The 19748-nt window shown below is 69.4% G+C and carries 18 protein-coding genes; 7 read left to right on the forward strand and 11 right to left on the reverse strand.

Annotation, left to right across the window (positions count from 1 at the left end):
- Window positions 1-9 precede the first annotated feature (9 nt).
- Window positions 10-1113 carry a phosphoribosylformylglycinamidine cyclo-ligase gene (gene purM / locus ACFWH5_RS03900; protein ID WP_378831992.1) on the reverse strand — a complete coding sequence of 368 codons (1104 nt, stop codon included), beginning with the start codon at window positions 1111-1113 and terminating at the stop codon, window positions 10-12.
- A gap of 163 nt (window positions 1114-1276) precedes the next feature.
- Here purM and ACFWH5_RS03905 point away from each other — a divergent pair, with 163 nt between their 5' ends.
- The gene (locus ACFWH5_RS03905; protein ID WP_378831995.1) at window positions 1277-1675 is read left to right on the forward strand and encodes a hypothetical protein; all 399 of its coding nucleotides are present in this window, start codon (window positions 1277-1279) and stop codon (window positions 1673-1675) included.
- Between the two features lie 33 nt (window positions 1676-1708).
- The gene (locus ACFWH5_RS03910) at window positions 1709-2308 is read left to right on the forward strand and encodes a zinc-binding alcohol dehydrogenase (RefSeq protein ID WP_378831998.1); all 600 of its coding nucleotides are present in this window, start codon (window positions 1709-1711) and stop codon (window positions 2306-2308) included.
- A 45-nt stretch (window positions 2309-2353) separates the two neighbouring features.
- On the opposite strand, the gene ACFWH5_RS03915 is transcribed toward ACFWH5_RS03910, so the two are convergent.
- Window positions 2354-2671 carry a potassium transporter Trk gene (locus tag ACFWH5_RS03915; protein WP_378832000.1) on the reverse strand — a complete coding sequence of 106 codons (318 nt, stop codon included), beginning with the start codon at window positions 2669-2671 and terminating at the stop codon, window positions 2354-2356.
- A gap of 168 nt (window positions 2672-2839) precedes the next feature.
- Window positions 2840-3196: a sterol carrier family protein gene (locus tag ACFWH5_RS03920; protein WP_378832003.1), complete on the reverse strand. Its 357-nt coding sequence runs from the start codon at window positions 3194-3196 to the stop codon at window positions 2840-2842.
- 57 nt (window positions 3197-3253) lie between these two features.
- Between ACFWH5_RS03920 and ACFWH5_RS03925 the strand changes: the two genes are divergently transcribed.
- Window positions 3254-3934 (forward strand): NUDIX hydrolase, encoded by a 681-nt coding sequence (locus ACFWH5_RS03925; RefSeq protein ID WP_378832006.1) that lies wholly within the window; start codon window positions 3254-3256, stop codon window positions 3932-3934.
- A 60-nt stretch (window positions 3935-3994) separates the two neighbouring features.
- Window positions 3995-5272, forward strand: coding sequence for a phosphoribosylamine--glycine ligase (gene purD / locus ACFWH5_RS03930; protein WP_378832008.1), 1278 nt, complete (start codon window positions 3995-3997; stop codon window positions 5270-5272).
- Between the two features lie 25 nt (window positions 5273-5297).
- Here purD and ACFWH5_RS03935 read toward each other — a convergent pair whose 3' ends face one another.
- From ACFWH5_RS03935 to ACFWH5_RS03955, 5 genes are all read right to left on the reverse strand, one after another.
- Window positions 5298-6524 (reverse strand): saccharopine dehydrogenase family protein, encoded by a 1227-nt coding sequence (locus tag ACFWH5_RS03935; RefSeq protein WP_378832010.1) that lies wholly within the window; start codon window positions 6522-6524, stop codon window positions 5298-5300.
- Between the two features lie 218 nt (window positions 6525-6742).
- Complete coding sequence (locus ACFWH5_RS03940) at window positions 6743-7273, reverse strand: GNAT family N-acetyltransferase (protein WP_378832012.1); 531 nt, start codon at window positions 7271-7273, stop codon at window positions 6743-6745.
- 69 nt (window positions 7274-7342) lie between these two features.
- Complete coding sequence (locus ACFWH5_RS03945; protein WP_378832014.1) at window positions 7343-8521, reverse strand: ROK family transcriptional regulator; 1179 nt, start codon at window positions 8519-8521, stop codon at window positions 7343-7345.
- 56 nt (window positions 8522-8577) lie between these two features.
- On the reverse strand, window positions 8578-9678 hold the full coding sequence (locus ACFWH5_RS03950; RefSeq protein WP_378832016.1) for an ABC transporter permease: 1101 nt from the start codon (window positions 9676-9678) through the stop codon (window positions 8578-8580).
- Window positions 9675-11159: a sugar ABC transporter ATP-binding protein gene (locus ACFWH5_RS03955; RefSeq protein ID WP_378833526.1), complete on the reverse strand. Its 1485-nt coding sequence runs from the start codon at window positions 11157-11159 to the stop codon at window positions 9675-9677. Before ACFWH5_RS03955 ends, ACFWH5_RS03950 begins: the two co-directional genes overlap by 4 nt.
- A 294-nt stretch (window positions 11160-11453) precedes the next feature.
- Between ACFWH5_RS03955 and ACFWH5_RS03960 the strand changes: the two genes are divergently transcribed.
- The 3 genes from ACFWH5_RS03960 to ACFWH5_RS03970 are packed head-to-tail and all read left to right on the forward strand — an operon-like array spanning window position 11454 to window position 14782.
- Window positions 11454-12494 carry a substrate-binding domain-containing protein gene (locus ACFWH5_RS03960; RefSeq protein ID WP_378833528.1) on the forward strand — a complete coding sequence of 347 codons (1041 nt, stop codon included), beginning with the start codon at window positions 11454-11456 and terminating at the stop codon, window positions 12492-12494.
- A 60-nt stretch (window positions 12495-12554) separates the two neighbouring features.
- Complete coding sequence (locus tag ACFWH5_RS03965; RefSeq protein WP_378832018.1) at window positions 12555-13718, forward strand: Gfo/Idh/MocA family protein; 1164 nt, start codon at window positions 12555-12557, stop codon at window positions 13716-13718.
- A 59-nt stretch (window positions 13719-13777) separates the two neighbouring features.
- Window positions 13778-14782 carry a sugar phosphate isomerase/epimerase family protein gene (locus ACFWH5_RS03970; protein WP_378832020.1) on the forward strand — a complete coding sequence of 335 codons (1005 nt, stop codon included), beginning with the start codon at window positions 13778-13780 and terminating at the stop codon, window positions 14780-14782.
- Window positions 14783-14863: 81 nt separating this feature from the next.
- On the opposite strand, the gene ACFWH5_RS03975 is transcribed toward ACFWH5_RS03970, so the two are convergent.
- The 3 genes from ACFWH5_RS03975 to ACFWH5_RS03985 all read right to left on the reverse strand — a co-directional run bounded on the left by ACFWH5_RS03975 (window position 14864) and on the right by ACFWH5_RS03985 (window position 19524).
- Window positions 14864-16282, reverse strand: coding sequence for an MFS transporter (locus ACFWH5_RS03975; protein WP_378833530.1), 1419 nt, complete (start codon window positions 16280-16282; stop codon window positions 14864-14866).
- A 119-nt stretch (window positions 16283-16401) separates the two neighbouring features.
- Window positions 16402-16530 (reverse strand): LuxR C-terminal-related transcriptional regulator, encoded by a 129-nt coding sequence (locus tag ACFWH5_RS03980; protein ID WP_378832022.1) that lies wholly within the window; start codon window positions 16528-16530, stop codon window positions 16402-16404.
- Window positions 16531-16743: 213 nt separating this feature from the next.
- Window positions 16744-19524 (reverse strand): LPXTG cell wall anchor domain-containing protein, encoded by a 2781-nt coding sequence (locus tag ACFWH5_RS03985; RefSeq protein ID WP_378832024.1) that lies wholly within the window; start codon window positions 19522-19524, stop codon window positions 16744-16746.
- Window positions 19525-19748: the final 224 nt, after the last annotated feature.

The following is a 19748-nucleotide window of genomic DNA, read 5'->3' on the forward strand; positions in this document are numbered from 1 at the left end:
CTGGATGACTCAGGCGTAAGCGCCGACGAGACGCACGGCGCCGCCGTCGACGCCCTTGGCGCCCACTTCGAAGTCCCCCGCGGGGCGCGCACCGGTGTGTACGGTGGCCACCTGCCATGCCTCGATGCCCTCGGCGCGGATCGCCGCGATCGCGGCATCCTTCTGCGCGTCGGCGACGACCGCGAGGAATCCGATGCCGAGGTTCCATGTGCCCTCGGTGTCGGTGAGCGCGGTGCCCGAGACGTCCGCAAGAACGCGGAACACCGGGCTGGGCGACCACGTGGAGCGGTCGACCTCGGCCCAGCTGCCCTGAGGCAGCACGCGGGCGAGGTTGGCGGCGATGCCGCCGCCTGTGACGTGGCTGAGCGAGTGGATGCCCTCGGGCACCGCTTCGAGCAGCCGCAGCAGTGGCGTCGTGTACAGCCGGGTCGGCTCGAGCAGCGCCTCGCCCCAGGTGGTGCCGAAGTCTGCCGCGTTGTCGCCGTAGGCGAGACCGGCGTTGGCGACGATGTGCCGCACGAGGGAGTATCCGTTGGAGTGCAGACCACTGGAGGCGAGGGCGATCACGGCGTCGCCGTCGTGCACGCGCTCGGCGCCGAGCACGGCGTCCGCCTCGACCACGCCGGTCGCCGCCCCGGCGACGTCGTAGTCGCGCGGTCCGAGCAGACCGGGGTGCTCGGCGGTCTCGCCGCCGACCAGCGCGGTGCCCGTCGCCGCGCACGCCTCGGCGATGCCGCGCACGATGTCGGCGATGCGCTCGGGAACGACCCTGCCGCACGCGATGTAGTCGGTCATGAACAGCGGCTTCGCGCCCACCACGACGATGTCGTCGACGACCATGCCGACGAGGTCCTGGCCGATCGTGTCGTGCTTGTCGATCGCCTGCGCGATGGCGACCTTGGTGCCCACGCCGTCTGTGCTGCTGGCCAGCAGCGGGCGGCGGTAGCCGAGCAGCGCACTGGCGTCGAAGAGACCAGCGAAGCCGCCCACCCCGCCGAGCACCTCGGGTCCGTGCGTCGCCCGCACGGAGCTCTTCATCAGCTCGACGGCCAGATCGCCGGCAGCGGTGTCGACACCTGCTTCGGCATAGGGATTGGTGGGGGAGTCTGCCACCGTCCCAGCCTACCGGAGCCGCGCTGTGCGGGAGCCGGGCGTGACGACCCGGCGCAGCAGCGTGGCGCGCAGAGAGGCGAGAAGCATGCTAGTATTGGCAGTTGCGCATCGGCTCGCCGTTCTCACCGGCGCCGCGCACGCTTCAGCCGGAGCATCCCTCCGGATGGACCGCACCGACGCGAGTCCGTCAGCACCGGCTCATCGAATCGGCGGCAGCATGCCGCCCCCACACAGCAAGAGCACAACCATGAGCAGTACCGATGTTTCCGCGCGCTTCGACGCGCCCGGATCCGATCCCGGTGGCCCGGCCACCGGGACCGCCACCGCACCGGACCTCGCCTGGAAGCAGGCCGACCACGACGTGTTCGTGGCGACCCGCGAAGGAGAGTTCGCGGGCTTCGTGACCGTCGATGTGCAGGCGCACATCGTGCACGACCGGCACAGCCGCCGCATCGGCAGCTACCCCACCTTGGCCGCCGCGCGACAGGCCCTGGCCGACGCTTCGCGGCCACCGGGCCGTGCTCGACGACGTCGCCGCGGCTTCCTGTCGCGCCGGAGATAGTCGCGGCGGTCCTCCTCTGCCTACGATGAAGGCATGGTCGACAAGCCGCAGTGGCTGATCCGCGAGGACGCGAGCACCTCGGTGCTCGTCGCGCTCGCGCTGCGGCAGCTGCTCGGCATCCGCGTGCCCGACGATCTGCCCGCGCTGCGCGGCCTCGAGGTGCGGCAGCCGGATGCCGTCGAGGTCGACGACGAGCTCGAGCGCCAGTGGCGCGAGTACTGGGACATGACGGTCGAACCCCGCGCGCACCGCTCGGGGGTTCCCCTCGACCTCGTCGACGGCTTCGAGACCCTGGTCGCCCTGCCGACCCGCGGGGCCGAGGAGCTGCGTGACGCGATCGTGCCGCACGCGCCCGCCGTGCTGAAGTACGCCGAGAGCGCGCACCGCCGGTACGTCGACTCGGTGAGCTCGTCGGGCGGCGCGTACCGGGCCTACGCCAGCGCGATCGCGGAGTTCGAGCGCGAGGTCGGCCGGCGTGCGCACTCCTTCGAGCTGAACGTGCAGGTGCTGCCGTTCAGTCAGCGCGGGATCTGGTGGATCGGCGCGCTGAGCGTGGCCGTCACCGACGGTCTGCGTCGCGATGTGGTCGCGTTCGATGCGGCCATGCGGCCGGTGATCGCCGAGCTCGCCTGACCGCGACGCCGTGCTCGCCGAGGGAATGCTCCGAGGGCGTGCGGATCAGTCGTCGCCGTCGTGCACGCGCTGGTGATCGACGCGCACCACGCGCGAGTGCCGGCGGGCCGTGCGGTCGAGGATGAGCGCGACGACGCCGCCCAGTGCCAGGCCGATCGGCACCGTCCACAGCAGCGCGAACCCGAACACCTGGCCGGGCGGGTAGACGACGTCGAGCGCCTCGGACGGCTCGTAGCTGCCGACCGCCGTGAGGATGCCCGCGGCGATCACGCCGACCACCACGCCGAGACCGAGGAACACGCCGTAGCGGGGCACCGGCCGGATGCGGGCCTCGGTCGTCTCGTGCGTCGTCTGGCGGGACATGCGTCCATTCTCCCACGCCCTCGCGCGCTCGGGTGCGGATCTGCCGGACGCGAATCCGGCGCGACCGCGGCCGGTGAAAGATCAGAAAAGCACGTTATGACGCTCCATAACGTGCTTTTCTGATCTTTCACCGCGGGAACCGTGGTGCGGCACCCTGGGCGCAGCGGGTCAGGGGCGCAGCGGCAGCAGGTCGGAGAGGTCGGCGCGCGTCCCGGATGCCGAGACGCGGCCCGCGGCCACGGCGTCCGCCCAGGTCAGCTCGCCGGTGGCGAGGGCGAGCCAGGTGGCAGCATCCGTCTCGACCACGTTCGGCGGCGTGCCCCGGGTGTGCCGCGGACCCTGCACGACCTGCACCGCCCCGAACGGCGGCACCCGCACCTCCACGCTGTTGCCCGGCGCCTTCTCGTCCAGAAGCTGCAGCAGGTAGCGCACCGCGGTCGCCGTCGACGCGCGGGATGCGTCACCGGAGGCGACGGCGGCGAGTGCGGCGCGGCCGTCGGCGAGGTCGATCCTGCGGTTGGGCATGACTCCAGGCTAAGCGGTGCCCCCGCCCGGCCGGCTGCGGGCATAGGCTCGGACGGGATGACGGAATCTGCGGAGACGATGCGGGATGCGCGGGCGGAGCTGCTCGCGGCCCCCGGCCGGCTGACCGACCTGCCCAGCCGGTTCGCGCCGGTCGACGGACGCACGAGATCGGCCGCCGTGCTGATGCTGTTCGGCCGCCTCGACAGCCTGCCCGCCGACAGCACCGACGCGCCTGTCGCCGCCGACCTCGACGTGCTGCTGCAGCGGCGATCCGCGACACTGTCCTCGCACGCCGGGCAGGTGTCGTTCCCCGGCGGAGCACGCGACGCCGGCGACCGGGATGCCGTGGCCACCGCGCTGCGCGAGGCCGAGGAGGAGACGGGGCTCGATCCCTCGGGCGTCGACGTGCTCGCCACCCTTCCCGAGCTTCCGATCATGCCGAGCCGCTACCTCGTCACACCGGTGCTCGCCTGGTGGAGGACGCCGTCCCGGGTCGCCGCCGTCGATCACGCCGAGACCGTCGACGTCTTCCGTGTGCCGGTCGCCGAGCTGCTCGCCCCCGAGAACCGGTACACCTCGACGCTGCAGCGCGAAGGACGCGAGTTCCGCGGGCCGGCGTTCGACATCGACGGCATCATCGTGTGGGGCTTCACCGCCATGGTGCTCGACGGGCTGTTCGACGCCACGGGCTGGACCATCCCGTGGGATCCGTCGGTCGAGCGGCCGGTGCAGCCCTGACGTGGTGCGCCGGAGCGCACGCCCGGTAACGCTCCCCGGCCCCGCCGGTAGGCTGGCGGCATGAAGATCCTGGTCCTCGGTTCCGGCGCGCGTGAGCACGCGATCATCCTCTCCCTGCGCTCGGAGACCGCCGGCCACGAGATCTTCGCCGCCCCGGGCAACGCCGGCATCGCGCAGGACGCGCACCTCATCGACGTCGACCCGCTCGACGGCTCCGCCGTCGCGTCGTTCGCCAACGAGCAGGGCATCGACCTGGTGGTCGTCGGCCCCGAGGCGCCCCTCGTCGCGGGCGTCGCCGATGTGCTCCGCGAGCGCGGCATCCCGGTCTTCGGCCCCGGTAAAGCCGCCGCCCAGCTCGAGGGGTCGAAGGCGTTCGCGAAGCGGATCATGGATGCCGCGGGCGTGCCCACCGGGCGCGCGGTGCGCGCGGCATCCGTCGCCGAGGTCGAGGCGGCGTTCGACGACTTCGGCGCGCCGCACGTCGTCAAGGCGGACGGGCTCGCCGCGGGCAAGGGCGTGATCGTCACCTCCGATCGCGCGGAGGCGCTGGCGCACGCAGAGCACTACCTGTCATCGGGAGCCGTGCTCGTCGAGGAGTTCCTCACCGGACCCGAGGTGTCGCTGTTCTTCCTCAGCGACGGCGACACGGTGCGCGCGCTCACCCCCGCACAGGACTTCAAACGCGCGCTCGACGGCGACGCGGGGCCCAACACCGGCGGCATGGGTGCGTACTCCCCGCTCCCCTGGCTCGCCGATGATCACGGCAGCGTCGAGGAGTTCGTCGCCGAGGTCACCGCCGCGGTGGCCGAACCCGTGATCCGTCAGCTCGACGCCGAGGGCACGCCGTTCATCGGTCTGCTGTACGCCGGCCTGATCCTGACGCCGGCCGGCCTGCGCGTCATCGAGTTCAACGCACGGTTCGGCGATCCCGAGACCCAGGTGGTGCTGCCGCGCCTGCGCACGCCGTTGTCGGAGCTGCTCTTCGCCGCCGCCTCCGGCACGCTCGAGGATCAGCCGCAGCCGGAGTTCTCCGACGACGTCGCGATCACCGTGGTGCTCGCGAGCGAGGGGTATCCGGAATCGCCGCAGACCGGTCGCATGATCGAAGGGCTCGCCGAGGCGGCATCCGTCCAGGGCGTGCGGATCGTGCACGCGGCGACCGCGGGTCCGGATGCTCCGGGCGGCGCGCTCATCGCCACCGGCGGGCGGGTGCTCAACGTGGTCGCCACGGGCTCGGACTTCGCCGACGCGCGCGCCCGCGCGTACGAGGCGATCGGCCGCATCCGCCTGGACGGCGCGCACTACCGCCGCGACATCGCGGCGCGGATGGCGCACTGACCCGACCTTCGGTCGGCCCGCGTCGTCAGATCGGCTTCTCCTGCATCCCCCACGGTGAGCCGTATCCGGCGGGCGCGGGAGCGGCGAGCAGGTCGAGGAACGGTCGCGCGTCGAACGCCTCAGGACCCAGCACGCCCGAACCGGACCAGTCGCCGCGCGCCAGCAGCTCCAGGGCGATCACGGGGTTGATAGCGGTCTGCCAGACGACGGCCTGCGAACCGTACTCCGCCATCGTCCACTCGTTGTCGACCACGTGATAAAGGTAGGTCGAACGGGCCATGCCGTCCTTGCCTGTGCCGCGCACCCACACACCCGCGCACGTCTTGCCGCTCATGCGATCGCCGAGCGAGGCGGGATCCGGCAGTACCGCGGCGACGACGTCTCGCGGGGAGACCTCGACGCCCTTCACCGTCACCTTCTCGGTGCGGTCGAGCCCGAGCTTGTTCAGCACCTTCAGCACCTCGATGAACTCCTCGCCGAGGCCGTACTTGAAGGTCACCCGCTTCGCGCGCGTCCAGCGCGGCATGAGCAGCACCTCCTCGTGCTCGACGTTGACGCACTCCACCGGGCCGATGCCCTCGGGGAAGTCGAAGACCTCGGGCTCCGAGAAGGGTGCGGTGGTGTACCAGCCGCGATCCTGCTCGTAGATCACGGGCGGGTTCAGGCACTCCTCGATCGTCGTCCAGATCGAGAACGAGGGGGCGAAGTCGTAGCCGTCGACGACGAGGTTCGCGCCGTCGCGCACGCCGAGCTCCTCGATCTCGTCGAACAGCTCGTCCTCGGCATAGCGTGCGAACACGTCGGAGAGGCCCGGCTCGACACCGATCCCCACGAGCGCGAGCAGTCCGGCCTGCGTCCAGTCATCGGCCTTCGCGAACTGCTCGTCGCCGAGCTTCACGCCGGTGAGTTCGAACGGCCGCTCCGGATGCCGTTGCGACAGGCTCATCGCCATGTCGAGGTAGACGGCACCGCCGGCGAGGCATCCGTCGAAGATCGGCATCACGAACCGGGGGTCGACGGCGTTGAGCACGTGGGTGGCCTGATGCTCTCGGATGAGGGCCGCCACCGCGTCGGCGGACGACGCGTCGACCTGCGCGGCGGAGAAGCGCTCGTCACCCAGCGTGTCGACGACCGCCTGCGGACGTGCCGGGTCGTAGTCGGCGATCACGAGGCGCTCGTAGAAGTGCCGCCGCGTCGCGATCCGCGCGGCCGCCGACCCCACGCCTCCGGCGCCGATGATGAGAATGCGCATGCCAGGTGCCTCCGTCACGGATGGATCGCCCGCTCGTTCGGACGAGCGCGGCGCGTGGCGCCAGACTAGGCGAATCGCCGCTTCGAGTCCAGTAGCGATCTCCGGGTTTCTCGCGGGAATCCGTCGCGAAACTTTCGAATGACCACGATTTCAGGTCTGCCCGCCGCTCGTGTCGAGCGATATCCGCAGTTCGGTGCGAAGCGCGGCCGAAGCGTCGGTCAGAGTTCGATCCAGTACCGACGCAGCCGCTCATGCCCGGCATCCGCGGCATCGATCGTGTCCTGCAGCACCCCGCCGGCGCCCTCGATCGTGCGGAACGAGCCCGCATTGTCGTCGTCGCAGGTGATCATGACGCGGTCGTAGCCCTCGGTGCGGGCACGGTCGAGCACGAGGCCGAGCGCGGTGCGCGCGATCCCCTGCCGACGCCGCGAAGGACGCACCGAGTAGCCGATGTGCCCGCCGACGCGCCGCAGCCCCTCGTTCAACTCCCGACGGAACGCGATGAAGCCGACCACCTCGCCCTCGTCGGTGATCCAGAAGTAGTCGCACGGCACGTGCCCCTCGGGCAGCGCCGCGCCCGGGCGACCGTAGAGCTGCGCCTTCGCCACGAACGCCGCGCACGTCTCGCGATCCGGAGACGCCCCCAGGTCGAGACCGGCGCCGTCGATGTGCACTCCGCCGAACTCCGCCACCGTCGCGGCCCAGGAATCGAACAGGTCGGTGGAGGGTGCCGAAAGTGCGATCGTCATCCGTCCATCTCACCACAGGCGCGACCCGGCGCGAGACGACGGGCGGCGACGGTTCAGCCGTTCAGCGGTTCAGCCGTTCAGCGCGAAGCTCTGCGGAAGGATCTCGGGCGACAGGGCGTGCTCGACCGCGAGCATGCTCGCGCCGCGGACCGCCGCCTCGCCGGCCGTGACCGACTGCACGATCGCGAGGTGCTCTGTCGCGAGGGGCATCGATCGGGTGTAGACGATCTCGCGCACGCCGGCGATGAGATGCTCGCCGACGCGCGCCATGGCGCCTCCGATCGAGATCACCGACGGGTTGAGCAGGCTGACCGATGCCGTGAGCACCTCACCCAGGTCGCGTCCGGCCTGCCGCACCGCCTGGATCGCCTCGAGGCTGCCGTTCTTGACCAGTTCGACCACGTCGTTGCCGTCGGTCGCGTCGATCCCACGCGCGGCGAGGGACCGGGCGATCGCGGGGCCGGAGGCCAGCGCCTCGAGACAGCCGGTGTTCCCGCAGTGACAGGGGACGTCCGCCCCCCGCGCGACGCGCACGTGGCCGAAGTCGCCGGCGATGCCCTGCGCCCCGCGCAGCAGCCTGCCGTCGGAGATGATCCCCGCGCCGATACCCGTGGCCACCTTCACGAAGATGAGGTGGTCGGTGGACGGCCAGGCGGCGGCGCGCTCACCCAGCGCCGAGATGTTCACGTCGTTGTCGACGAGCACCGGCACCTCGAGATGCTGCTGCACCCAGCCCGGCACGTCGAACCCGTCCCAGCCGGGCATGATCGGGGGCTTGGCCGGCCGGCCGGTCGAGTACTCCACCGGCCCTGGCACGCCCATACCGACGGCGGCGATCTGGTCGTGGTCGAGTCCCGCCTCGGCGACGAGCTGCGTCGCCGTGTCGACCATCCAGGTCAGCACCGGCTCGGGCCCCAGTGCCACCGCCATGCGACCGCTGCGCTCGGCGAGGATCGTGCCGGCGAGGTCTGTCACCGCGACCGTGGTGTGCGACGCACCGATGTCGGCGGCCACGACCACCTTCGCGGCGGGATTGAGGGCGAACTGCGACGGCGGACGCCCACCCGTCGACGCGGCATCGGCGACCGGCGCGATCAGACCCCTGCGCATCAGCTCGTCGACCCGAGCCGCCACGGTCGATCGCGCGAGGCCCGACGACTTCGCCAGCTCGGCGCGCGTGCGGGGCACGCCGTCTCGCAGCAGCTGGAAGAGCTGACCCGCACCGGCGGCACTGAGATTGCCTGTCATTCTTCCCCTGTGCTGCTCATGAACCGTGGCCACCGACGCGTCACGAGAGCGGATGTTCACTCCTGCGTCTGAACCGATGAGTTTACGCCGCCGGCGTCCAGCACTCCGCGCTGCGACGTGCGGCGCTTCTTGATGCGACCGACCGCGAAGCGCTGCTGCAGCAGCACGGCGATGACGATGATGACGCCCTTGGTGATGGCCTGCAGCGACGACGACATGTTGTTCTGCACGAAGACGTTGCTCAGCGTCGCGAAGATCAGCACGCCGAACACGGTTCCGGTGATCGTCCCCCGGCCGCCGATCAGCAGCGTGCCGCCGACGACGACGGCGGCGATCGCGTCGAGTTCGTACAGGTTGCCGTGGGTCGAGGTCCCGGCGTTCGTGCGTCCGAGCAGCATGACCGCCGCGATGCCGGCCGTGAGACCCGAGAGTGCGTACAGCCACATGGTGTGCTGCTTCACCTTGATTCCTGCGAGTCGCGCGGCTTCGCGGTTGCCGCCGATCGCCACCGTTCGCCGCCCGAACGTGGTGCGGTTGAGCAGCAGCCAGCCGCCGACCGCCACGAGGGCGAAGATCCAGATGAGGATGTCCACTCCGAGCAGGTCGACGTTCATCGCACGCAGGAAGTCGCGGTCCGACACCACCAGCGTGCGGTTGTTGGCGAGCACCTCGGCGAGGCCGCGCGCGCCGACCAGCATCGCGAGGGTCGCCATGAACGCGGCGACCTTGCCGTAGGCGATGACGACACCGTTGATCAGCCCCGCGCCGACGCCGACGGCGAGGGCGACGACGATGGTGACGATCCAGTGCGACGACTTGGCGACGTCCTGGATCGCGGCGAGCGAGCCGACGACGGATGCCAGGGCGAGCACCGCGCCGACGGAGAGGTCGATGCCGCCGGAGATGATGACGAACGTCATGCCGATGCTGATCACGCCGATGATCGAGGCCTGTCGCAGGATGACCAGCGCATTGCCGAAGTTGAAGAAGTTGTCGAAGGCGGTGAGCATGCCGACGGCGACGATGGCGAGCAGCGCCAGCACGAGGCCGAGGTTGCGTCCTGCAGCGCCGGAGAACACCGACGTGAGCGGTGAAGCCGGCTTCTGCGACGTCGCCGCCTTCTGTTCAGGGGCGAGGGTCTGGGTCTGCTCGCTCACGCGGCGGTTCCTTTCATGACGAGGTCGAGCACGCCGTGCTCATCGATCTCGGAGGCGGGAAGAGTGGTCAGCACGCGCCCGTCGCCGACGACGAGCACGGTGTCAGCGAGACCGAGGACTTCCTCGATCTCGCTCGAGATGATGACGATCGCATGGCCGTCCGCGGCGAGGTTGCGGATCAGCGCGTAGATCTCGGCACGAGCGCCGACGTCGACACCTCGTGTCGGCTCGTCCAGCAGCAGGATGCGGCTGCCGTGCACGAGCCAGCGCGACAGCAGGATCTTCTGCTGATTGCCGCCGGAGAGGGTGCCGGCGGGAAGGTCGGGATCCGCCGGTCGCAGCTCCATCGCCGCGATCTGCTCGCGCGCGATCCTGCGCTCGGCGCGCTCGTCGAGCCAGCCGGCCTTGGCCTCACGACCGAACGAGGAGAGTGTGACGTTGCGGAAGATCGGCTCGCCGAGGACGAGCCCCTGAGACTTCCGCTCCTCAGGACTGAGCCCGAGGCCCGCGCGAACGGCGGCGGGCACCGAGCCGTGCGGCAGCGGCCTGCCCTCGACGCGTACGCTGCCCGACGTCGCAGTACGGGCGCCGTACACGGTCTCGACGATCTCGGATCGGCCGGAGCCGACGAGTCCGGCGAGCCCGATGATCTCGCCGGCGCGCACTGAGAACGACACGTTCTCGAAGACGCCGTCGAGACTGAGGTCGTCGACCTCGAGCAGCACGGGTGCGTCGGCCGCGATCGGCACGGCTGCGGGGAAGACGTTCTCGACGACGCGGCCGGTCATGTGCTTGATGAGAGTGGGCGTCGGAGTGTCGGCGACCGAGAGGTTGCTCGCGGTGCTCGCGCCGTCCTTCAGCACGGTGATCCGGTCGCCGATCGTGCGGATCTCCTCCAGGCGGTGCGTGATGTAGATCACCGCGATCCCCTGGCCGGTGAGCTCCTTCACGATGTGGAAGAGGTTCCGCACCTCCTCCGAGTCGAGCACCGCGGACGGCTCGTCCATGACGATCAACTTGATGTCGTGCGACAGGGCCCTGGCCATGCTCACGATCTGCTTCTGCGCCGCGCTCAGCGACCCGACGTCGGCGTGCGGAGAAAGCGACTCATGACCCAGTCGCTTCAGCAGCGCCCGCGCCTGCGTTGTGGTCTCGCTGCGGCGGGTGAAACCGGCTCGCGAGAGTTCGTGTCCGAGGAAGATGTTCTCGGACACCGTCAGGTCGTCGACGACGTCGAGCTCCTGGTACATCGTCGCGATACCCAGATCGATGGCGGCCTGGGGGCTGTCGATGGTGACGAGTTCGCCGTTCCAGCGCATCTCGCCCGCGTCGGGTGCGTGGACACCGGCGAGCGTCTTGATGAGCGTGGATTTGCCTGCGCCGTTCTGGCCGAGCAGGCAGTGCACTTCGCCGGCGCGGATCTCCAGATCCACTCCGCGCAGTGCGCGCACGGCACCGAAGGTCTTCTCCACGCCCCGCATCTCCAGTAATGCCGACGTTCGGTCATCTTTGATCACGAGAGGACGATAACACGGCAAGCGATGGCGGCACGAGCCCCCGAGCGTCGACGTTCCGGCCGCAGGAGTCCCGCAACTCGTCGCGGATTCTCGTATGATCCCGGGAATCTCTGACTTATACCGGATTACAAACAAAAGCTGTTCACTTCAACTTGCGTTCTGTTACATTGACCGTGTCCCGCGACGGCGTGCACTTCACGCGACGGCCGTGACGGACGCAGAGATGCATCACATTCAAGGAGGAAACACATGCACCGCATGCGCTCACGGAGCCTTCGCCCCCTCATGGCAGGCGCGGCCGCCGTCTTCGCCGTCGGCCTGCTGGCCGGCTGCACGAGCTCCGGCGACGAAGGCGACGCCGAGACGAATCAGGGAACCACCAGCGAGGAGAATGCCGCCACCGGCGACACCGTCACCATCGGCTGGTCGGGACCGGAAGCCGACCACGGCTGGCTCGGCGCGATCAACACCGGCGCCATCGACGCTGCCGAGAGCTTCGGCGATGTCGAACTGCTTCAGGCGGAGGGTACCAACGACGCGAACCAGCAGATCGCCGCTGTGGAGAAGTTCATCAACGACGGCGTCGACGCGATCGTGCTGCTGCCGACGGACGGCGCCGCGCTGACCCAGGTCGCGCAGAAGGCCATGGATGCCGGCATCCCGGTCATCAACGTGGATCGCGAGTTCTCCAGCCCGTTCGCGGCCCGCGCGACCATCCTCGGCGACAACTACGGCATGGGCGTCAGCGCAGGCACGTACATCTGCGAGCAGCTCGACGGCCAGAGTGACGCGGTCGTCGCCGAGATCGCCGGCATCGACTCGCTGCCGCTCACGCAGGACCGCTCCCAGGGCTTCAAGGATGCCCTCGAGGGCTGCGGCCTCGAGGTCGGCCCGCGCGTCGCGGCGGACTTCACCGTCGCCGGCGGTGAGAGCGCGGCATCCCAGCTGCTCGCCGCGAACCCCGAGATCGACGCGATCTGGAACCACGACGACGACCAGGGCGTCGGCGTGCTGGCCGCGATCGAGGCCGCAGGTCGCGACGAGTTCTTCCTCGTCGGCGGCGCAGGCAGCGTCAACATGATGGATCGCATCAAGGCCGATGACAGCGTCATCAAGGCGACGGTCATCTACCCGTCCACCCAGGCGGCCGACGGCATCGCGCTGGCCAGGCTCGTCGCCCAGGGCAAGACCCTCAGCGACCTGGTCACTCCGACCGTGCCGTACCGCCTCGTGCTGGATGCTCCGGTGGTCACCAAGGACAACGTCGACGAGTACATCGAGCTCGCCTTCGAATCCTGATCCACACCGCGAGGCGGACGCACTCCGGCGCGTCCGCCTCGCCCCTTCCCGGGAGAGATGATGTCTGCACAGCTGCGCGTGGCGATGATCGGCCACGGATTCATGGGGGCCGCGCACTCGGTCGGATGGCGGCAGGCCCCGGCGGCGTTCGACCTTCCGATTCACCCTCGCATGTCGGTGATCGTGGGAAGGGACGCCGAGAAGACGGCCTCCGCCGCCGACAGGTGGGGGTGGGCCGAGCACGCGACGGACTGGCGGGCCGTGATCGAACGCGACGACATCGACGTGGTCGACATCGTCACTCCCGGTGACACGCATTCCGAGATCGCCATCGCCGCTCTCGCGGCGGGCAAGCACGTGCTGTGCGAGAAGCCGCTCGCGAACTCTGTCGCCGAGGCCGAGGCGATGGCGGATGCCGCGCGGGATGCGGCGACTCGCGGCATCCGGGCCATGGTGGGTTTCACCTACCGACGCGTGCCCGCCGTCACCCTGATGCGCGACATGATCGCGTCGGGCAGCATCGGATCGATCCGCCAGGTGCATGCCAGCTACCGACAGGACTGGCTCGCGGACGCGGATGCGCCGATGACCTGGCGCCTCGACAAGGATCGCGCGGGCTCCGGCGCGCTCGGCGACATCGGCGCGCACGCGATCGACCTGACGCAGTTCGTCACCGGGCTCGGCGTCGCCGAGGTCTCGGGCGTGCTCGAGACCATCGTGCACGAGCGGCCCCTGCTCGGCGAAAGCTCCGGGCTGGGCGGCACGGCAGGCACGGGCCGGGGCCGGGTCACCGTCGACGACCTCGCCCTGTTCACCGGGCGGCTCTCCTCGGGCGCCCTCGCGTCGTTCGAAGCCACCCGCTTCGCCACCGGCCGCAAGAACGCGCTCGAGATCGAGGTCTCGGGCGATGCGGGGGCGCTGCATTGGAACCTCGAGGATCTGAACGCCCTGCAGTTCGACGACGAGTCGGCGGAACCGGGGCGCCGCGGGTTCACGCGCATCCTGGTCACCGAACCGGAGCATCCGTATCTGTCGGGCTGGTGGCCCGCCGGACATATGCTCGGCTACGAGCACGGCTTCTCGCATCAGGTGAAGGATCTGGTGGAGGCGATCTCCGCCGGCTCCGACCCGCATCCGACCTTCGCGGAAGGCCTGTCGGTGCAGCGGGTGCTCGACGCGGTCGAGCGCAGCTCGGCCGCAGGCTCCACCTGGACCACCGTCTGAACACCAGAAACCCGGTGCGACCGGAACAGCCCGGCCGCACGCACGAGAGGACGACGATGATGTCACGACCAGTCACGCTGTTCACCGGCCAGTGGGCCGACCTGCCGTTCGAAGAGGTCTGCCGCCTTGCGGGCGAGTGGGGCTACGACGGGCTCGAGATCGCCTGCTGGGGTGATCATCTCGACCCGTGGCGATGGGACGATGACGCCTATGTGCAGGATCGGCTGGCGATCCTGGAGCGCAACGGTTTGAAGGTGTGGACGATCTCGAACCACCTCAAGGGCCAGGCCGTCTGCGACGACCCGATCGACCAGCGGCACCGCGGCATGCTGTCGGACCGGGTCTGGGGCGACGGCGAACCCGAGGGCGTGCGTCAGCGCGCCGCCGAGGAGCTGAAGAACACCGCACGGCTCGCCGCGAAGCTCGGCGTGAAGACGGTCACCGGGTTCACCGGCTCATCGATCTGGAAGTACGTCGCGATGTTCCCGCCCGCCACCGACGAGATGGTCGAGGCGGGGTATCAGGACTTCGCCGACCGATGGAACCCCATCCTCGACGTCTTCGACGAGGTCGGCGTGCGCTTCGCGCACGAGGTCCATCCCTCCGAGATCGCATACGACTACTGGACGACCGTCCGCACTCTGGAGGCGATCGGGCACCGCGAGGCGTTCGGACTCAACTGGGACCCGTCGCACATGGTGTGGCAGGACATCGATCCGGTCGCGTTCCTGTGGGACTTCAAGGACCGCATCTACCACGTGCACTGCAAGGACACGAAGAAGCGCCTCGGCAACGGACGCAACGGGCGGCTGTCCTCGCACCTGCCGTGGGCCGACCCGCGTCGCGGCTGGGACTTCATCTCCACCGGTCACGGTGACGTGCCCTGGGAGGACGCGTTCCGGATGCTGAACGCGATCGGGTACGAGGGGCCGCTCTCGGTCGAGTGGGAGGACGCCGGCATGGACCGGCTGCTGGGGGCGCCGGAAGCGCTCGAGTTCGTGAGGAAGCTGTCGTCGTACCGGCCGTCGGATGCCGCGTTCGACGCCGCCTTCGCCACGCGCTGACCGCTGACCGCTGACCGCTGACGCCACGACGGGCGCCCGACGCACTGTCGGGCGGCCTTCACGGTGAACCGGGATGCCGCGTCAGCGAGGAGCATCCTCGTTCTGCGTCCGATGGCGACGCAGGAAGAGCGAGGCGACCAGCGCGACGACCATGACGGAGGCCGGCAACAGCATCGACTGGGCCATCCCCGCGGAGAAACCCTCGGCCACGACGTCGGGCAGCGCGGCGCCGCCGGAGCCGATGCCGGCGGGCGCGTCACCGAGACCCGGCAGGTTGGCCTCGAGCCGCGCCTGCATGAATGCCGCGATCGCCGACGACCCGACGACGGACCCGATCGTCCGCGTGGTGTTGTAGATGCCGGCGCCGGCGCCGGCCTGGCGCGGAGGCAGATTGCGGGTTGCGGTCGTCGCCAGCGGGCCCCACATTCCCGCGTTGCCGACGCCGAGCAGGGCGGACGGCAGCAGGAACATCCAGGTCGGCGAATCCACGTTCATCAGCGCGGCGTTCCACAGCACACCTCCGCCGACGCAGAGCAGTCCGGGGATGAGGATGAAGCGTGGGTCGACCCGGTCGAGCAGGGAGCCGGCGAACGGCGCCAGGGCACCCGAGATCACCGCCATCGGGATCATCAGCAGCGCCGCCTCGGTGGGGCTGAGCCCCCGAGCCAGCTGCAGGAAGAACATGAAGGGCAGCGACATGCCGGTCACGGTGAAGCCGACGGCGGCGATGCCGACGTTCGCGCCGGCGAAGTTGCGATCGCGGAACAGCTGAAGCGGCACCAGCGGCTCACTTCGGGTCTTCCACTGCTGCAGCACGAACACGATCAGCAGCAGCAACCCGGCACCGATCAGGCCCCACACCGAGATCGGTCCCACGATCACGCCCCAGTCGTACTTCTCACCCTCCTGCAGTCCGAACACGATGAGGAACAGCGAAGCGGCGCTGAGCACCACACCGACCAGATCGAACCGGTGCGGGTGCGTCTCGAGTTTGGGCACGAGCATCCATGCCATGACGAAACCCAGGATGCCGACGGGCACGTTGATGAAGAAGATCCACTCCCAGCCGAAGCCGTCGACCAGCAGACCGCCGACGAGTGGTCCGACCAGGGTCGCCACTCCTGCCGTCGCGCCCCACAGGCCCATCGCCGCGCCACGCCGGGCGGGCGGGAATGTGCGGGTGATGACGGCCATGGTCTGCGGCGTCATGAACGCCGCGCCGAGACCCTGCGCGGCACGGGCCGCGATGAGCCCCTCGAGCGTGGACGACAGACCGCACCACAGCGAGGATGCCGTGAAGACGACCAGCCCGATCAGGTAGATGTTCTTCGGGCCGAAGCGGTCGCCGAGTCGCCCGGTGATGAGCAGCGGCACGGCATAGGCGAGCAGGTAGGCACTGGTGACCCACACGACGTTGTCGAGGTTGTTCGTGTCGGGATCGAGTGCGGCCTTGATCGCCGGGTTCGCCACCGACACGATCGTCGTGTCGACCAGGATCATGAAGAACCCGATGACGAGCGCCCAGAGCGCGGGCCAGGGGCTGCGGACCTTGACGGGGGATGTCGGAGCGGAAGTCACCGGGCAACGTTACACCCGGGGCACCGACGTCCGAACGGCGATCAGAGGTCGCCCGGACCCAGTCCGGCACGCTCGAGGATGACACCCACCTGCACGCAGCTGCGCACGCCGAGCTTGGCGAACACCTGCTCGAGGTGCGTCTTGACCGTGCCGGCGGAGATGTGCAGCACCGCGCCGATCTAGGACGAGTCGCCCGAGCGGATCGTCGATGCGGTGCTGCGCACGGCGGCCGGCGAGACGGTCGTGTCAGGCAGGAGTACGCCCAGCTGAACTGGGGGACAGGTGGGAGCGCGGGGCGTGGGTCGGAGGGGAACCACGCCCCGCGTCAGCATCCTCCCCGTCGGATGAGTGAACGACGGGGAGGATGCCGGAAGGCGCCCGCGTCAGCTCAACTTGCGACGGCGCATCCAGACCCCGAGGGCGATCGTCGCCAGCGCGGCGAGCGCGACGCTGAGCCACAGCGCCCCGTCGGATCCCGTCTGCGGCAGCTGCCCCTGATCGCCGGCGTCGCCATCGCCCGCCGTGACGGCGACGTCGGCACGGGCCAGCTCGACGCCATCCGCATCCGTCGCCACGACCGCATGGTCACCGGCCGCGCTGGATGCGGGAATGACCAGCGTCGCGGAGCCGGTACCGTCGTCGCCGATCACCACGTCACCGAGACGCACGGGTGTGGAGTGCATCCAGAGCTGCACGGTCTGATCCGCCGCGAATCCGCTGAGGCGCACATCGAGCCGGTCGCCGGCGCGCACGGTGTCGGCGGACAGCGCGAGGACGGGCACGACAGGGATTCCCGCGTCTTCGACGGTCAAGGCCGCGGAAGCGACCACTGCTCCCGACTCATCCTTGGCGGCCAGGTCGTAGACGCCTGCCGTCGTCGCGGCCGGGATGCTCAGCGCCAGCGTCATCCCGCCCTTCGCGTCGATCGTGACATCTTCGAGCCTGCGGTCGCCCAGCCAGAGCGAGATCGCGGCATCCGGTGCGAATCCGGACAGCGCGACGTCGACCGTCTCACCCGCGCGGACTGCCGGCGCGCTCAGGCTCAGCACCGGATCGCCCTGAACGGGAGGCGTCCGCAGCGGGATCACGCGCAGCGTGTCCGGCGCCGAAGTGCCGAAGAGATAGATGCCCTCCTGCTCCACACCGGGGTCGTCTCGGTGCTTCGGCGCGAGCGGCGCGATGACGAAGCGCGCGAGCTCCTCGTCGGGATCCGTGACGATTCGGTGTTCCATCGTCTCGGGGTCGACTACCGTCAGACGCGAAGCGACGTTGATGAGCAGCTTGCCGTCGTACCAGTCGAAGCTCATCGGGCGCCACATCCCATAGCGGGTGACGTCGGGGAGGATGTTCTTCGATTTCGATTCGATGACCTGCATCGTCTCGGGATCGAGCGCGAACACCCAGCCGTCGGTGGTGCCCCACAGGTTGCCGTCGGGGCCGAACGACAGGGCGCTGATGTGCTTCGGCGACTGCCCTGACGGCAGGTCGAGCGAGTACTCGCCCGTCTTCTCGCCCCGGGCGACGTCGTAGGTGAACATCTTCGCCTCGGTCGCGATCGGCTCAGCGCCGAGTCCCCCGACGATGGTGGTCGAGCCGTACACGATCCCATCCCTGACGGCGAGGCCGATCACGCTCTGGTTCTCGACGATCCCCTTCTCGACCGTCGTCTCGCCGGTGGCGAGATCGTGGATCGTGAGCGCGCCCTGGTGCAGGCCGTAGCCGGGGATGGAGCCGATGAAGAGCTTCCCGTCGGCTTCGACCATGTGGTACGGGCGGTCCTGACCGTCTCCGATCGTGAACAGGCGCGACGACTGCGGCCGCCCGCTCTCCCCTGTCACCACCCGGTCGATGTGACCGCCGGGGTAGAGGCCGAAGTAGGTGGTGTCTCCGACGGTGAGCATCGACTCGGCCTGCTCGGCGGGGAAGTTCGCGAACGCGCCCGTGGTGGTGTCGTACACCGCACCGGTGCCGGCGGGGTAGGTCACCATGTAGACGTCGCCGTCGGCGTTCACTCCGGCCGTGTGCAGCGGAGTGCCGGCACTGGTCTGCACCGCGTTCGGCAGAGAGATCGACTTCCCGTTCACCAGGTCGAGGGCACGCAGCGGCCCCTGACGGGATGCGGTGACGAGCCACTCACCGGGGTGCCCGGCCTCGCCGAGATCGACCCACGCCTGTCCGCGCATGCCCAGGCCGAACGGGATGCCGGCGTCCGAGAACACCGGCTCCTCCCCGCTCAAATCCACCTCGGCGATCGTGCCGTTGTACGTGAGGTAGATCTTGCCGTCGCGCGGTGCCAGCTGAGTGAAGCCCGGGTTCCCGTTGCGCGTGGGAGTTCCCGCGATGGCGCTCTTGTTCAGCGTCTTCGTGCTCCACTGCTGCGTCTCGAGGTTGTAGAAAGCGGTCGCCGCCAGGTCGCCCGAGAAGTTCACCACGAGCCAGTCGCCGACCTTCTGCATGTCGTAGGCCCACGGCAGCGCGTCGACGCCGAAGATGTCGAGCAGCGGGTCAGAGATGCGCTCACGGTGCGAGGGGGCGCCCGCGTCGATCTTCACGACCGCGCCGGTGGCGCCGGTTCCCGCATAGACGTAGCCGTCGTGATACTCGATGGAGCGTACGTACTCCTCGCCTTCGACCCGGTCCCACCGGGTGAACGTGTCGGCTGCGGCGTCGTACTTCACGACCTCGCCGGTCTTGTATGTGCCGATGTAGGCGTTCGACTGGTCGTCGATGACCATCGACCAGTTCGAGCTCGATCCCGGCACCGCACCCGCGAAGACGGCGGAGTTCGCCTCGGGATCGTAGATCCAGAGTTCGCCGCGCTGTCCGCCGCCGGCGTCCTTCCCGATCGCCGCCACGTACACCTTGCCGTTGGGCGCGATCTCGAGCTTCCAGACCTGGATCACGCTCGGCATCTCCGCGCCCTGTACGAAGGTGTTCGACGCGATGTCGATGACGTTCAGCAGTGAGCCGTCCGAAGACGTCGCGGTGTATCCGACGGTGCGGCCGTCGAGCTCGCCGAAGGCCATGTCGATGATGCTCGGCACCTGCACGGGGATGCCGACGCGCTGTTCTTCGCCGAAGCCGAGGCCGTGGAACGGCGTAGCCGCTGGATCGGTCTCCGCTCCCGCCGGCGCGGCCGTGAAGACCAGTGCGGCGGATGCCAAGAGAGCGATCATCGATCTGAAGGGGTGTCTGCGTGCGGACGGCACGGGATCTCCTCACCGGCGCGTATCGCGCCATCGGTCTCGTCTAATCCCGGACGCGCAGCCGATGGGACGCGGCACTGCGTCGGAACAAACGAAACATCGGTTTCGTAATAGCCGACCGTAGCGTGTCGTCGCGGTTAAGGGAATACGTGATCTAGATGTCGAAATTCGGTGGTAGCCAT

The sequence above is a fragment of the Microbacterium sp. NPDC058345 genome (assembly GCF_042723855.1).
Lineage (GTDB): Bacteria > Actinomycetota > Actinomycetes > Actinomycetales > Microbacteriaceae > Microbacterium.

Bases quoted from the DNA above. Each gene is read 5' to 3' on its own strand.
- ACFWH5_RS03905 (WP_378831995.1), top strand. From the start codon at position 1,277: ATGGACCGCACCGACGCGAGTCCGTCAGCACCGGCTCATCGAATCGGC.
- ACFWH5_RS03910 (WP_378831998.1), top strand. From the start codon at position 1,709: ATGGTCGACAAGCCGCAGTGGCTGATCCGCGAGGACGCGAGCACCTCG.
- ACFWH5_RS03915 (WP_378832000.1), bottom strand. From the start codon at position 2,671: ATGTCCCGCCAGACGACGCACGAGACGACCGAGGCCCGCATCCGGCCG.
- ACFWH5_RS03920 (WP_378832003.1), bottom strand. From the start codon at position 3,196: ATGCCCAACCGCAGGATCGACCTCGCCGACGGCCGCGCCGCACTCGCC.
- ACFWH5_RS03925 (WP_378832006.1), top strand. From the start codon at position 3,254: ATGACGGAATCTGCGGAGACGATGCGGGATGCGCGGGCGGAGCTGCTC.
- purD (WP_378832008.1), top strand. From the start codon at position 3,995: ATGAAGATCCTGGTCCTCGGTTCCGGCGCGCGTGAGCACGCGATCATC.
- ACFWH5_RS03935 (WP_378832010.1), bottom strand. From the start codon at position 6,524: ATGCGCATTCTCATCATCGGCGCCGGAGGCGTGGGGTCGGCGGCCGCG.
- ACFWH5_RS03940 (WP_378832012.1), bottom strand. From the start codon at position 7,273: ATGACGATCGCACTTTCGGCACCCTCCACCGACCTGTTCGATTCCTGG.
- ACFWH5_RS03945 (WP_378832014.1), bottom strand. From the start codon at position 8,521: ATGACAGGCAATCTCAGTGCCGCCGGTGCGGGTCAGCTCTTCCAGCTG.
- ACFWH5_RS03955 (WP_378833526.1), bottom strand. From the start codon at position 11,159: ATGCGGGGCGTGGAGAAGACCTTCGGTGCCGTGCGCGCACTGCGCGGA.
- ACFWH5_RS03960 (WP_378833528.1), top strand. From the start codon at position 11,454: ATGCGCTCACGGAGCCTTCGCCCCCTCATGGCAGGCGCGGCCGCCGTC.
- ACFWH5_RS03965 (WP_378832018.1), top strand. From the start codon at position 12,555: ATGTCTGCACAGCTGCGCGTGGCGATGATCGGCCACGGATTCATGGGG.
- ACFWH5_RS03970 (WP_378832020.1), top strand. From the start codon at position 13,778: ATGTCACGACCAGTCACGCTGTTCACCGGCCAGTGGGCCGACCTGCCG.
- ACFWH5_RS03975 (WP_378833530.1), bottom strand. From the start codon at position 16,282: ATGATCCTGGTCGACACGACGATCGTGTCGGTGGCGAACCCGGCGATC.